Raw genomic sequence first — 13,177 nt, 5'->3', positions numbered from 1 at the left:
ATGAAATCATATTTTGAATCCATCATAAGCATCTCAACACCTGACCCTGATCGCGCTCGCCGAGGCAGGCTCCTTAATATCATGTTGCTAGGAATATTGGGGGCGGCTATAACAGGCTTCATCCTGATGCTTGTGAGCATTTTTACGGGGGCAAGTAGTTTTTCTGACCCTGAAACACAAACCCTCTTACTAAACATCTTCATAACCGCAATTGCCTTGTTTGGTGTTTATCAAGTTAACCGACGATATTCAACACGTTTTGCGGCTTTGTTGTTCCTACTTTTTCTTACACTTATCATTACATTTGCAGACAGCCCTGAACAACTCTCGAACGGCCGTTCGCTGGTTATTTATACACTTCCAATTGCAATATCCAGCCTAATCCTCTTGCCACCAGCAAGCTTTTTGTTTGCAACCATTTGTAGTTCGATCATCGCATACCTCGCTACAACCATCAACCTTCCCATAAACACATTTGGGATCATAGGCTTCTTTACCCTTGCATTAGTCTCGTGGCTGGCCGCAAGTAGCTTGGAATCTGCCCTCAATGAATTACGCGCAATCAATACCAATCTTGACCAAGTCGTAAATCAACGCACAAAAGCGCTGGCCGAGTCACTTTCCCGCGAACGCCTCGAGGCGGGGCGCAACCAGGCCATCCTCAATTCCATTGCGGATGGTGTGATCGTGTTTGATAGAAATTGGAATGCCACACTTGCCAATCCATCTATTAGGTCAATTCTTGAGGTCCCTCTTGAAGTAATCGTAAATCACAATTTCCGTGAATTTCTCGAACATCCCAAGTTATCTCCTCAAAGCCGTGGACTATTAAGTGCCATGATCGAACATGATACACAACCCATCGGTTTTCGTATCGAATGGGGAGACAAGACCATCTCAGTAAGCGCGGCGCAGGTATATGACAACCGCGACGACGGGAACTTGAACATTGGTACAGTAACCGTATTCCGTGACTTTACGCGTGAAGCAGAGGTGGAAAGACTCAAAAGTACGTTCGTGGCCATCGTCTCTCACGAACTACGAACGCCTCTCAACGCGATATTGGGGTATGCAGAGATGTTCAGAGAGGCGGTCTACGGCCCTATGAACGACAAGCAAGTTAATATGGCTGACCGTATCATCAAGAACACCCAACGGTTATTGGGATTGATCAACGACCTTCTTGACCAGGCTCAGATGGAAGCAGGCAAGTTAACGATACATAATGGTCCAATAAAGCCCTATGAGCTTCTCGAAACTTTGCACGGCCTGATGGACAAAACCGCATCAGACAAAAACCTAAACTTGACCAGCGAAATTGACGATAGCCTACCCGAACTTCTGATCGGTGACCCCGCTCGCCTACAACAGATACTGGTCAACCTCGTGAACAATGCCATCAAGTTCACAGATGTAGGCGAGGTCAGTGTCAGGCTATTTCGCTCGGATGTTGCTAAATGGGGTATTGAAGTCACCGATACAGGTCGCGGGATTCCTCCTTCGGAGCTCCCCCACATCTTTGATACGTTCCGTCAAGTGGAAGGTGCGGCCACACGTACCAAAGGCGGATTTGGCCTTGGTCTTGCCATCGTTAAACAACTCGTTGGTATCATGAATGGAAGTGTCAACGTGTCCAGTGAATTGGATTTGGGGACAACCTTTACCATCACCTTGCCGCTGGTCATACCCTAATTGTAAAAGCCAAAAGGAGAGAAACCATGAACGAAATAGCCTTAATTATCGAAGATGATGAAGATCTCGCAGACATTTTTGCAGAAGCATTGCGAGGCGTTGGCTTCGAAGTGGAGCACGCTCCCGATGGGCAAAAGGCAAAGGAACGGCTGGTAAACGGACCAACGCCTTACCTGATCCTGCTTGATATGCACATCCCTCACATTTCAGGAGGCGATCTATTAACAAGTTTCATCAAGCCGGACGAGCGTTTCAATGACACAACGATCATCATCACTACGGCAGATGCTCGCATGGGCGAAGCCTATAACGATCAGGTAGACTTTGTAATGGTCAAACCGATTTCTTTCGTACAGCTCAGAGATCTGACTGCAAGATTGAAACCCCACAAATAACATCTCTCAGACTTGCTTATAAAAGGTGACAACGCCAGGGCCTGTCGCCTTTTACGTTATCCGACCAGGAAACCTGACTTGCGAGGAAAAAATCCAAGGAGCACTAACATGAACAATATACAGGAGCGGTGGAAAACATCAAAATCATACCGGGGATTCCTGATCGCTGCAATTATCTACGCCGTGTTACGTCTCGCAATGCAGGTCTACCTTTTTTCAGATGCACTACGACCGGGGGTAAGTGCAGAGGAAACGCAAGTTTCAGCCGACCTACAACGATCCTATATCCCGGCCGCACAACACTTTCGAGCGCATGAAGATATATACCTCAAAGGCTCACTCAAAGTTCTCGAAGATCACTTTCCATATTCCCCTGCATTCGCTTTCTTTTTTGGTCCCATCTTGTTATTGCCACTTAATATTCTAGTACCTCTTCTCGTGATCTTGCATATAGCGGCATATTGGCTTTTATACATCTGGTGGGATCGGATCTTTCAGAAAAACAATCTTGAAAACGTGGCAAAAATGTGGGCAGGAGTATTACCACTATTTCTTGTATTTTCAGCGTTCTGGGACGATCTTGGTTATTTGAATATATACCTCCTCATTGCCCTATTAGCCACTTTTGCTATCGATGCAGTCATGCAGGAAAAATTAGGATGGGCTGTCCTTTGGCTGGCAGTCATCCTTTCCATCAAACCGCATTGGGCATTTGCCCTTGCTTTGCCATTATTAATAGGGAACTATCGCTTCTTTTTCAAACTGTTAGCTGGAGCAATCGTCGTCTATCTTCTCATCGCTGGGGTCACGATCCTGGCTGGAGGCGTAAGTTACGGCATTCAACAATATAAGGATTACATTGGATTCCTCGCCCGCCTCTCCCGTGACTTTCCCTGGCGAGGCCCCGATGCGCCTTTCCTTGGCTATGACCAGTCTGTAAAACAAACCTTCCTTTACTATTTCGGTATCTCCACCCTGACATTAAAGATCGTGACCATTCTCAAGGTTGCACTGCTTATCCCTCTCGGGTGGATCAGTGTGAAATTCCTTCGCCTTCCACAGGAGCGGCGTCAAGCTATAAAATCAGAGACCAAATTAGCGCTTGCTTTTGCGTTTTATCTAGGCGCATTCATCTGGTTGGATAATGTCTGGGAAATATCACTGGGATTGGTCGTCTTCGCCTACTTCCTGGCAACGACAGAGAAAAAATGGGCTGTAATCTCATTATGGATATTGTTCGCGCCCTATGCCCTGGTGGATATTTGGCGACTTGTCACTTACATAATCTTCGGTGACGACATCCTTTATCAGGGAGCATACCTGCTTACTGACCCGATTCTGTATATTCCATGGATCACAGCGATCATATTAGGCTTCTATACCCTGTCATTGAAGAAATTGAATGCTTTCTTAAATCAAACTGCCTAAGAAGAAATGCAATCTCAAAAGAGGCCAGATATTTCCATCTGGCCTCTTTTGCTTTTAGTCATAATAGTATTGTGAACAGGAAAATTCTTTCCCATTCGGGGTTTCAACCTTTACAGGCCAATCTTTGTCTATGATCTTGTAGGTGTCTAACTCCTGTTTTACAGTTTCAAATGCGATATCTGCTTGATACCGCGACAGATGAAAAGCCTGCCAAGGATATACCTGATTCCCCTGCTTGCGTTCATAGCGTTTACAAGTAAGCGCCGCTCCTAATTTCTCGCGGACATCGTATGGCAGGGATGTATCCGTAAAGGCGGCCACCATGGTCGGTACGGCATCGTCAGACAGGTCTAGGAAGTATTGCGCATCCAGATCAGGGCGTTCTAGCAAAGAAGATGTGTTCGCAGTGTTTTCTCGCTGTTCACGCTGAACATTTTGTTTGACGATAAAACCATCCACATTCAACAGGCTGAGCGAGACCACAAACCCAAGGGAAGCAAGTACCATCGTCAGCCCAATGGAACGTTCACGGCGGAGAGCTTCGAGAATAACAACAGCAACAAGCAAAAGCGCCAGCCAGATCACGAACACGTGTGTATAGGTGCGTAGACGGGAGAAGCCATAGGCATACTCATATAAAGCCAAACGCTGAAAGGCAGAGACAAGCATTACGAGCACTAACCCGACAAGCGCAACCCCAAGCGAGGTAAAGGTTCGACGTTGGGCATCAGTTTCGCGGCGGGTAATGGCGCCCAACCCAAGCAACAATAGCAAACTAAAGAAGGCAACAGCAACGAGTTCGCCAAAGCCTTTGCGTGCATATTCGGAGTAGGTATACCCATCAATGTGGATATTAGCCTGCCCACCAAAGAAATATTGGAATTGGATGGCTACAAATGCGACGAACAAAACGACCACACTTCCCAGCACAATAGTGGACTCGGTAAAGCCCAGAAATGGCGAGATAAAGTTTTTCTCCTCCATCGCTTCACCAGATTTCTGCGCGGCATGCAGGAACACGCCAGCTAGAGCATACGCAAAGACCAAGATGTAAACAAAGCGGAAAATATATTCAGGGAGATTATCTATGTTGAAGAGTTTTATAAAATCCCCAAATCGCTTGGCAAAGATGGGGTCTGCCGCCGAAAGTAACGAGGCAAAAATGGCGATGACCGGTAAAGCAATGACAACGCCACGTACGACCGGCCAAATAGGGCTTGGACGCTTATCACTAGCTGTGGACGGTTGCTCGCGCCGGACCTCGGCCGTGAACCCTATCGGACGGGCAAGCATGCTTCCGAAGAGACGCAGGAAGCCAAAAAGGTAATCGAGTAAGCCATATTTCATCCACTCCCCATTGATGAAGGTCAGTGCAAAGATGCCCAAGAGAAAGATGGTCATTGCCACAGAGAGGAAAACCGTCATCGGTTCCTGACGGATAAAGGTAACAGCGGCGAAAAAGGCAATGGGGAGCAGTAGCAGGCCAGACCGTCGTGAGAGGCGAAGCCCGTCTGTATAAAGGATGTAAATGCCTGTAGCAAGGCAAAGAACCACATACAGAAAAAAGTTGATGCCAGGAACGGGCTTTTCCCAAAACAGGAAATCAAATACCCAGCCCAGCAGAATAACAAGTACCCAAAAACGGTTCGGATTTTTCTTCACAGAATGCCTCCAGTGATTTGTTTTCGCAAACTATAGCCTTGATATGCTTGCGGAGACTCTCAAAAGGTATCACATTTTCGCAAAAACATATACGAAATTACAATTTGATGAGAATGGATTTTGGGCCATTGACATCCGATTTGAAATGTGACATACTTTCGACATTGTTCGGGGGCAAACAAATTAACCGCCATCCTATGAAAGGAGGAGGTGATGTCTAACATGGATAGTAGTATCAAACCCAGCGCTGTGGCATCCCTCCTCAAGTAAGTAAAGGAAGCCACAGCGCACCACGGGAGCCGTCCAAATTGGGCGGCTTCCTGGCTTTAAGGGCCAATACATTTCTCGCTTTTAAAAAACACAATTTGTATAAGCTCTGGGTATAATGAACCAAATGAAAATACAAAAAGCTCACATCGAAAAACTTTCACGCTGGCTTGTCCCATTTGCCGCTCTTATTGTTTTCAGTATCTGGTTCACCATTGCACCGCCAGGCTTTCTAGGTAAAGCAGACTCGATCGGTTATGCCATCTGTCACCGCATTGACGAGCGTTCTTTCCATATCTTTGACCGCCAGCTGCCTTTATGCGCCCGTTGCACAGGCGAGTTCTATGCAGCTGGAATCACACTGCTTTTCCTCTCACTCGTCAGCCCACGAAAAAGCGGGATGCCCGGCTGGAAACTTGGCGCGCCCCTTCTCTTGTTCTTCATTGCGTTTGGCCTCGACGGGACAAACTCGTACCTGTATTTACTCAAGCAAACTTCCCAAGGCATGTTCGATAACATTCCCAACCTGTACGTCCCTAACAATACCCTGCGTCTCTTTACAGGGAGCGGCATGGGCATTGCGCTCGCCTGTGTGCTTTTTCCTGCATTCAGTAATACTGCATGGAAAACTTTTGAAACAGAATCTGCTCTCGATTGGAAGAAGCTCGGCTCGATCATCGGGATCATCCTCATCGTTGACTTGCTCATCCTGACCGAAAGCCCCATCATCTTGTTGCCCATCGCCATCATCAGCGTGCTGGGAGTGCTATCGCTGTTGATCATTGTCTTCAGCATGGTGTGGGTTTTGATAATGCGTCTCGACAACACCTTCGACAAATTGAACCAAATGTGGATGCCCTTTCTCGCGGGAACGACTCTTGCCTTATTGATGATCACCGCCATTGACCTGGTCCGCTTCAAACTCACCGGAACCTGGGGAGGCTTTCCTTTGGGCTGAGTCTCAGCTTTAGCCTTATACAATCAGGAGAACTATGGAAATACTCACTACAATATTTACCGCTTTTGGGCTCTCTGCCAGTGCAGGGCTGAATGCCTACATTCCATTACTGGTTGTGGGCCTGTTGGCACACTACACCAAGCTGATCACCCTCGCTTCCCCTTGGGACGCCCTTTCCAACCCGTGGATCATTCTCTTACTGTGCGTGCTGGTCATCATTGAAATGCTGGCGGACAAAATTCCAGCCGTCAACCACATCAACGACATCATCCAGACCTTGGTCCGCCCTGCGGCAGGCGCAATTGCCTTTGCCGCCAGCACTAATGTGATCACAAACATTCACCCGGTTCTGGCTTTGGGATGCGGCCTGTTGATCGCTGGAGCCGTGCATATCACCAAATCGGGCTTGGTACGCCCGGCAGTCACTGCCACCACCGGCGGCGCAGGGAACGTCCCTGTAAGCATTGCAGAGGACGTTGTTGCCACAACACTGTCCATACTGGCCGTTGTTCTGCCAATCCTGATCGGTACCCTGTTGGTCGTCATCGCATCTTTCATTGTATGGCGCATTTGGGGAAAGACAAACGGGGATACATCCTGATATAATGTGCCGAGTTATTCAACCTGTTTCATCCACCTATTCATAAGGAGAAGAAATCATGAACGAACAAATGCCCCCAGTCGCTGAAGAACCCAAGAAGAATAACACAACACTAATCATTGTAGTGGTTGTTGTTGTCTTATTGTGCTGTTGTTGTGTTGGCTTGGGCCTTGCTTGGAATTTCGGCGATGCCATTATGCAGAACCTGAATTTCTAAAAATCTGCAATCAAAAAATCCTCCGCTCTTATTGCGGAGGATTTTTTGATTCAAAGAGACTTTGGACTTCCCTCAACCCATTCAGTGCCCCAGCGTGCAACTCACCAGTTAGTTTCAACTCGTCGAATTCGTCTTCGTCCAAAACGGTCTGTTTCCAATCGGCGGAAACCCAGAGGTCGAGGGCAAGGTCAACATAAGAGACAAGGCCATCTTCAATCTCAGCGGGTTTACCGATATTGCAATACCAGCCTTTGATCTTCCCATCGTCCTTATCATGGACAGCAAAAACGTTATACCAGTGGTCTGAATAATAATATTCCACGAAGCGGTCACCTGTACGGAAGACCACTTCTTGAAAAGGCATATCCTTGCGGTCGAACAGGGCTTCGATGACGATACAGTTCTCGTCGCGGCGCACTAAATCGCCTTCGTATTGATAGGTCACTTCACCAGCGGGATTCTTTTTCTGTACCTTAATTCTCATGCGAGACATTCTACCTTAACCTGCACGGAAATCTTCTTGCCGATCTTTGGCTTTTCACTCAAATAAACATACAATCCATTATCCAATGTGACTTTGTATCGGTCGTGCTGGAATATCACGTCAGTGACAACTCCCGAGATGACATTCGCCTCATCCTTGACCTCAAATGGGCGCGCCAATAATTTAACTTTTTCTCCCTTTGAGACCTTTTTCTCACATCTTACATCAAATGAACCATACGTGGTTTTGACATTCATCATCCTGTCTTCTGCATTCACCACTTCTGTAACCACTTCCCCATCGAGGATATTTCCCAAACCAAGAAACTCCGCTACATACGCTGACTGCGGATTTGCCCATACCTCGTCGGGAGTCCCCTCACGGACAATGGTGCCATCATGGAGAATCAAGACTCTATCTGCGATGGTAAAGGCTTCCTCTTGGTCGTGAGTCACATAGATTGCAGGGATTTTGGTTTGGTGCAAAATGGATCGTAATTCGTTGAGCAGGTCTTCGCGCAAGGAACGATCTAATGCACCAAGAGGTTCGTCAAACATGAGCAGACGGGGACGAATCGCTAAGGCACGGGCTAGGGCAACGCGTTGTTGTTCTCCGCCTGAGAGGTCGGTGACTTTACGTTTGCCAAAGTCCTGCAAGTTCACCAACTCCAAGGAATTGGCTACGCGCTCATTGATTTCAGCTTGTCCGAGGCGGCGCATCTTCAAGCCGAAGGCGACATTGTCGTTGACGTTGAGGTGAGGAAAAAGTGCATAGTCTTGAAAGACTAACCCAAAGTCGCGGAGGTGAGGCGGTGTTGAGGCGAGGTCAATATCGTTGAACAGGATACTGCCTGAGTTTGGATTCTCCAGTCCAACGATCATCCGCAAGAGAGTGGATTTTCCGCTACCCGATGCTCCGAGTAGGCAGATCGTCTCGCCTGAGTCGAGTTTGAAAGAGATGTCTTTGAGGAGCGGTTTGCCTTCGTAGTTTTTGAAGATATGACGGAGTTCGAGCATTAGAATTCTCCCGAGTTGGGCAGGCGGAATTTTTCGATGAGGAGGATGCTGGCGGTGGTGAGGAGCATGAGGATGGACGCCATTGCCATAGCTTGACCGTAGTTGAGACCGCCAGGCTGGGAGAGGAAGCGTTCGATGGCAACGGGGATGGTTGGGTATTCGGGGCGTGAGATGAGGAGCGTAGCACCGAACTCACCGAGTGATACGGTGAAAGCGAAAGTGGAGGCGGCAAGGGTGGCACGTCGGAGAATGGGAAGGTCTATGTTCTTCCAGACTTCGAAGGACGAGGCACCGAGGGATGATGCAGCTTGGCGAAGTCGCTGTGGGATGGAGGCGATGGCAGGTTGCAATGTGCGAATGACAAATGGCAAAGCAACAAGGGTATGCGCAAATGGAACGAGAAGCGGTGAGGTAAGCCATTTGCCATACGTGATGATGAATCCCAGCCCAAGCATGACTGCGGACGATCCGAGCGGGAGCATGATAATCGGGTCAAGGACTTTTTCGAGTTTTGTTGGTTTGGCGAGAGCGAATGCGGCGGGGAAACCAAGAAGGAGGGAGATAACGACGGTTGCGGAGGCATAGGTTAGCGAGTTGAATGTCGCTTTGATGGGTGGAACATAAAAGACCGAGCCACGACGATTGATAAAGAGTTCTTTGTAGTAGTCGGTGGTGAATCCGTATTGGACCTCATTGCGCTGTCCACGGTCCGCTTCGAGGCGGAAGAGGGAGCGAATAGGAAGGGATAAAAGAGGAAAAGCAAAGTAAACAGTAAGCAGTGAACAGAGTGTGAAGACGAAGAGTCTTTGTTTGAGGGTTTGGGGTTTGGTTATAGTCGAACGAGGGTTGAGTTGTTGCGTAGTTCGAGTTACAAGACGAGTGTAGAGAATGGAGAATACGAGTGTGCAGAGAAGTTGAATCACAGAAAGCAAAGCGGCAAGGGGTAGATTGAGGAGTCTGACAGCTTGCATGTAGATTTCCACTTCGAGGGTGGAGAATTGGGAACCACCGAGGAGAAGGATAACGCCAAAAGATGTAAAGTCGAAGAGGAAGACGAGGAGTGAGGCGGCAAGAATAGAAGGACGAAGAAGAGGCAGAGTAATGTTTGTCCACACGCGGAGCGAGTCCGCGCCTAGGGAGCGAGCGGTCTGTTCGAGTTTGGGGTCGAGGCTTGCGAGGGCTGTCCCTACAATGCGGATGATGATCGTGGTGTTGTAGAAGACGTGGGCGAGGAGAATAAGGATGAATGGCGACGGGGTGATCGGTAATTGGGAATTGGTAATTGTGTTGAGCAATCCACGTTGACCGAGGAGGGCATTGAAAGAGGCGGCAACAACAACCGTGGGGAGCATAAATGGGACGGCAGTCAGGGCCCGCAGAAGGGATTTACCGCGGAAGTCGAAGTGTGCGAAGAGATAGGCGGAGGGGAGTCCGAGGAGGAGCGTGAGGAGAGTAGAGAGAATGGCTTGATAAAAAGTGAAAAGTAAAACATGAAGTGCGGTTTGAAAATTATTGGATGTAAGCGTATCAAGATTGAATGTGAGAACAAGTATACGGGAAAGCGGGTAGAAGAAAGCGATGGCGAGGAAGGAGAGAGGCAGGAGCCAGAGGAGAACACGATAAGTAGACAGGTAAACACGTAGATACGTAAACAGAGTGCGGCTTTCCTGTTTATTGGTTTCCTTGCGTACGTGTTTACCTGTCTCCATGTTTACTTCATCACCGCGTCTGTCCACTCCTGGATCCATTTGTCGCGGTTGGCGGCGATGACATCGGATGCGAGGGTGGCAGTCTGTTCGGGGGCTTGAGAATATTTGGTGAAGACTTCGGGCAACACAGCTGTTGAATTTGCAGGATATACAAACATCTGCAACGGAATATCTTCCTGGAATTGTTTGCTCAACATGAAGTCCACAAATTTTTCGGCGAGGGCGCGGTTTTGAGTCCCTTTGAGGATGCCGACAAATTCGATTTGACGGAAGCAGGTATCGGGTCCAAGAACGGAGGCGGTGGGAGCATCGTCAACAGGTGGATCGGCAAAGATCACTTCAACAGCAGGAGAAGTCCCGTACGAAACGATCATCGGCTGAGGTCCTTTGCCCGAAGATGCGCTGAAATTGGTGTAGTAGGCGGTCTCCCAGCCATCGACAACGACGGTGCCATTTGCTTTGAGAGATTTCCAATACTCCACGTAGCCATCTTCACCAAAGTGTGCAATCGTGGCAAACAGGAAGGCAAGCCCCGTTGAGGATGTGGCGGGATTTTCCACTGCGAGCAGGTTTGTGTATTCGGGCTTGGTCAGATCTTCGAGGCTCTGTGGCACAGCGAGCGCGTTATCGGAAAAATATTTTTTATCGTAGTTGATGCATACGTCACCGTAATCAACGGGAGACACATTATTTGATGCGTCGAGTTTGAAGGCATCAGGGATATTTGCCAATTCAGGCGAGGCGTACGCTTCGAAAATATCCGCTTCGAGGGCACGGGAGAGGAACGTGTTATCCACGCCGAAGAGCACATCCGCAAGCGGCGCATCTTTGGTGAGAATGGCTTTGTTGAGCACAGCACCCGCATCTCCACTTTGAAGGAAGACAAGCTTGGCATTGTTCGCTTCTTCAAACGCTTTGACAACATCTTCACTCACAGCAAATGAGTCGTGAGACATAACCGTCAAGGTCTGAGGTGCAGAAACTTCCGTAATGGCTGGCACTTCTGTAGATGAACTTGCGGGAACAGGCGTTGCAGTCGCTTGCGGCGCACAAGCGGAAAGCAGAAAGATAAAAGATATAAGTAGTAGTGTTATTTTTTTCATTTTGTCCTTTATGATTTTCGAGTATGCACGATCAAGAGCAAACCCGTTGAGATTTTTACACGTGCAACATTCTCAAGCATTTCGTTGCTGATGCCGCGCGTCTTTTCAGAATATAGAGTTTCTTTTTTCAATTGCCATTGAAGATTTTCAGTTTGGACGCCCGTAACTTCTCCACCCCACGGAATCAACGAAACGATATCACCGCTTCGCCCTTTAACTTCGGCTTGGTCTCTGCAAAAGAAGATTTCCTCCACCCCATCATCGAGTCGAATGTCAAACACCGAAAGTCGAACGTCACTAAGGAGTGCAATATTGGCGAGGGTTTGATCCAAGCGACCACCAAGGGCAGCAACGATGACGATCTCTTTGGGATCGAGTTCGATGGCTTTGAGAATGGCGAGTTCGAGGTCAGTTTCGTTTTTGTCAGTAGGGTAGCGATCAATGCGAACACCATCTGCTTGCAAAGCTTGGATGTATCCGCTATCAGCGGAATCCATATCTCCTATGACGAGGGCAGGCTTGAGGTCCAGAGAAGAGGCGTGGCGTGCGCCACCATCCGCGCAGATGATGTAATCATCATCCCACAGAATAGCACGGACTTTATTGATGTCGGGTAAGTCGCCGTTGGCAAAAATTATGATGCGATTCAAAATAAAACATCCTCACAGCGGAGGATGTTTGATGCAAATAGAGAAGTCCCTCCGCCAGTATGACCTGGATCAGGTAATGCGGGTTGAGCGCGGCTCGCTCCTCTCAGTCCCGCATCGCAGGACACCCCGTTCAATTGTGCCGCAGTTATATGCGTTACAAGACTTTTTGTCAATACAAAAAAGCCGCCATCTTTGGCGGCTTGAGCATTCTTATCGAACCCTGCGTTTCCATTCTTCCTTCATTTGGAGCTCACTGGGGCTGACGCCCGAAGGAAGCGCGAGGAAGTCGGTGAGCAGGCGATTGAATTTGATGGTCTCTTCGATCATGGGGAAATGACCAGAACTATCGAGCACCACCTGATGAGTGAACGTGGATGTAGCGGCCTCATATGTGGGCAGTGTAATGGCCTGATCTTTTTCACCGTACACCAAAAGACATGGCACATCCAGATTACGGAAACTCCCAAATAAATTATCGGCCTGCAAACCAACCATCGATTCAGCGATCGCTTTGCCATCGGCCTTCGGAGCATCAGACAAAGCAGTATTCGCTTCAGGTGAACGATTGGACAACCAATCGGAAAGTTCCTGTGGTGGGGCTGTTCTCAAACGTTGACTGACCGCCTCATAATTTAACGGACAGTTGATCGCCATCACCCGGTCCACACTCTGGCGATAGCGGATGGCAAATTTCATGGCAACAAGCGCGCCCAGTCCATGGCCTACGAGAGCGATCTTGCCGATCCCCATTTCATTGAGGAAGGCATCCATTAATTTCACTTGCTCATCAAGTGAATACTTCAACGTGTTGTGAGCGGTATCTCCAAATCCCCAAAGGTCCAGTGCATAGGCGCGGAAGGAGGTTGAGGTGACTTGCATGGAAGCGATCCAATATTTCCATGAGCCAACCCAGCCGTGCAGGAAGATCACCGGGCGACCTCGTCCCAGTACTTCGTAATGTACAATGGAGCCTTCAAGAAGAATAGCGCTCAAAC

General features: G+C 48.5%; 13 protein-coding genes and 1 riboswitch. Of the genes, 6 read left to right on the top strand and 7 right to left on the bottom strand.

Annotated elements, in window-relative coordinates; translation table 11 throughout:
• From IPP66_12625 to IPP66_12615, 3 genes are all read left to right on the top strand, one after another.
• Window positions 1-1,692 (top strand): PAS domain-containing protein, encoded by a 1,692-nt coding sequence (locus IPP66_12625; protein MBK9926123.1) that lies wholly within the window; start codon window positions 1-3, stop codon window positions 1,690-1,692.
• A 26-nt stretch (window positions 1,693-1,718) separates the two neighbouring features.
• Window positions 1,719-2,087: a response regulator gene (locus IPP66_12620; protein MBK9926122.1), complete on the top strand. Its 369-nt coding sequence runs from the start codon at window positions 1,719-1,721 to the stop codon at window positions 2,085-2,087.
• A gap of 108 nt (window positions 2,088-2,195) precedes the next feature.
• Complete coding sequence (locus IPP66_12615) at window positions 2,196-3,515, top strand: DUF2029 domain-containing protein (protein ID MBK9926121.1); 1,320 nt, start codon at window positions 2,196-2,198, stop codon at window positions 3,513-3,515.
• Window positions 3,516-3,569: 54 nt separating this feature from the next.
• Here IPP66_12615 and IPP66_12610 read toward each other — a convergent pair whose 3' ends face one another.
• On the bottom strand, window positions 3,570-5,177 hold the full coding sequence (locus tag IPP66_12610; protein MBK9926120.1) for a DUF4173 domain-containing protein: 1,608 nt from the start codon (window positions 5,175-5,177) through the stop codon (window positions 3,570-3,572).
• 394 nt (window positions 5,178-5,571) lie between these two features.
• Here IPP66_12610 and IPP66_12605 point away from each other — a divergent pair, with 394 nt between their 5' ends.
• Genes IPP66_12605 through IPP66_12595 form a run of 3 tightly spaced genes read left to right on the top strand, consistent with a single transcriptional unit; the run spans window position 5,572 to window position 7,220 of the window.
• Entirely contained in the window at window positions 5,572-6,402 is an 831-nt protein-coding gene (locus tag IPP66_12605; protein MBK9926119.1) for a DUF2085 domain-containing protein, read from the top strand.
• Between the two features lie 34 nt (window positions 6,403-6,436).
• The gene (locus IPP66_12600; GenBank protein MBK9926118.1) at window positions 6,437-7,003 is read left to right on the top strand and encodes a DUF4126 domain-containing protein; all 567 of its coding nucleotides are present in this window, start codon (window positions 6,437-6,439) and stop codon (window positions 7,001-7,003) included.
• Between the two features lie 58 nt (window positions 7,004-7,061).
• On the top strand, window positions 7,062-7,220 hold the full coding sequence (locus IPP66_12595; protein MBK9926117.1) for a hypothetical protein: 159 nt from the start codon (window positions 7,062-7,064) through the stop codon (window positions 7,218-7,220).
• Between the two features lie 28 nt (window positions 7,221-7,248).
• On the opposite strand, the gene IPP66_12590 is transcribed toward IPP66_12595, so the two are convergent.
• From IPP66_12590 to IPP66_12565, 6 genes are all read right to left on the bottom strand, one after another.
• Window positions 7,249-7,704 carry a DUF402 domain-containing protein gene (locus IPP66_12590; protein ID MBK9926116.1) on the bottom strand — a complete coding sequence of 152 codons (456 nt, stop codon included), beginning with the start codon at window positions 7,702-7,704 and terminating at the stop codon, window positions 7,249-7,251.
• A complete protein-coding gene (locus IPP66_12585; protein MBK9926115.1) occupies window positions 7,701-8,720 on the bottom strand; it encodes an ABC transporter ATP-binding protein in 1,020 nt (339 codons plus the stop codon). Before IPP66_12585 ends, IPP66_12590 begins: the two co-directional genes overlap by 4 nt.
• Window positions 8,720-10,456, bottom strand: a complete 1,737-nt coding sequence (locus IPP66_12580; GenBank protein MBK9926114.1) for an iron ABC transporter permease — start codon at window positions 10,454-10,456, stop codon at window positions 8,720-8,722. Before IPP66_12580 ends, IPP66_12585 begins: the two co-directional genes overlap by 1 nt.
• Window positions 10,432-11,532, bottom strand: coding sequence for a thiamine ABC transporter substrate-binding protein (locus IPP66_12575; protein ID MBK9926113.1), 1,101 nt, complete (start codon window positions 11,530-11,532; stop codon window positions 10,432-10,434). The genes IPP66_12580 and IPP66_12575 overlap by 25 nt, the downstream gene beginning before the upstream one ends.
• Before the next feature lie 8 nt (window positions 11,533-11,540).
• Window positions 11,541-12,182 (bottom strand): thiamine diphosphokinase, encoded by a 642-nt coding sequence (locus IPP66_12570; protein ID MBK9926112.1) that lies wholly within the window; start codon window positions 12,180-12,182, stop codon window positions 11,541-11,543.
• A 28-nt stretch (window positions 12,183-12,210) separates the two neighbouring features.
• Window positions 12,211-12,321, bottom strand: a riboswitch (TPP riboswitch).
• 71 nt (window positions 12,322-12,392) lie between these two features.
• Window positions 12,393-13,175, bottom strand: coding sequence for an alpha/beta hydrolase (locus IPP66_12565; GenBank protein MBK9926111.1), 783 nt, complete (start codon window positions 13,173-13,175; stop codon window positions 12,393-12,395).
• Between the last annotated feature and the right edge of the window lie 2 nt (window positions 13,176-13,177).

The organism is Candidatus Defluviilinea proxima (assembly GCA_016721115.1).
Taxonomy (GTDB): Bacteria; Chloroflexota; Anaerolineae; order Anaerolineales; family Villigracilaceae; genus Defluviilinea; species Defluviilinea proxima.
This window is presented reverse-complemented; position numbering and strand designations above follow the sequence as displayed.

Coding starts and splice junctions, on each gene's coding strand:
- IPP66_12625 (MBK9926123.1), top strand. CDS start 1: ATGAAATCATATTTTGAATCCATCATAAGCATCTCAACACCTGACCCT.
- IPP66_12620 (MBK9926122.1), top strand. CDS start 1,719: ATGAACGAAATAGCCTTAATTATCGAAGATGATGAAGATCTCGCAGAC.
- IPP66_12615 (MBK9926121.1), top strand. CDS start 2,196: ATGAACAATATACAGGAGCGGTGGAAAACATCAAAATCATACCGGGGA.
- IPP66_12605 (MBK9926119.1), top strand. CDS start 5,572: ATGAAAATACAAAAAGCTCACATCGAAAAACTTTCACGCTGGCTTGTC.
- IPP66_12600 (MBK9926118.1), top strand. CDS start 6,437: ATGGAAATACTCACTACAATATTTACCGCTTTTGGGCTCTCTGCCAGT.
- IPP66_12595 (MBK9926117.1), top strand. CDS start 7,062: ATGAACGAACAAATGCCCCCAGTCGCTGAAGAACCCAAGAAGAATAAC.
- IPP66_12590 (MBK9926116.1), bottom strand. CDS start 7,704: ATGAGAATTAAGGTACAGAAAAAGAATCCCGCTGGTGAAGTGACCTAT.
- IPP66_12585 (MBK9926115.1), bottom strand. CDS start 8,720: ATGCTCGAACTCCGTCATATCTTCAAAAACTACGAAGGCAAACCGCTC.
- IPP66_12575 (MBK9926113.1), bottom strand. CDS start 11,532: ATGAAAAAAATAACACTACTACTTATATCTTTTATCTTTCTGCTTTCC.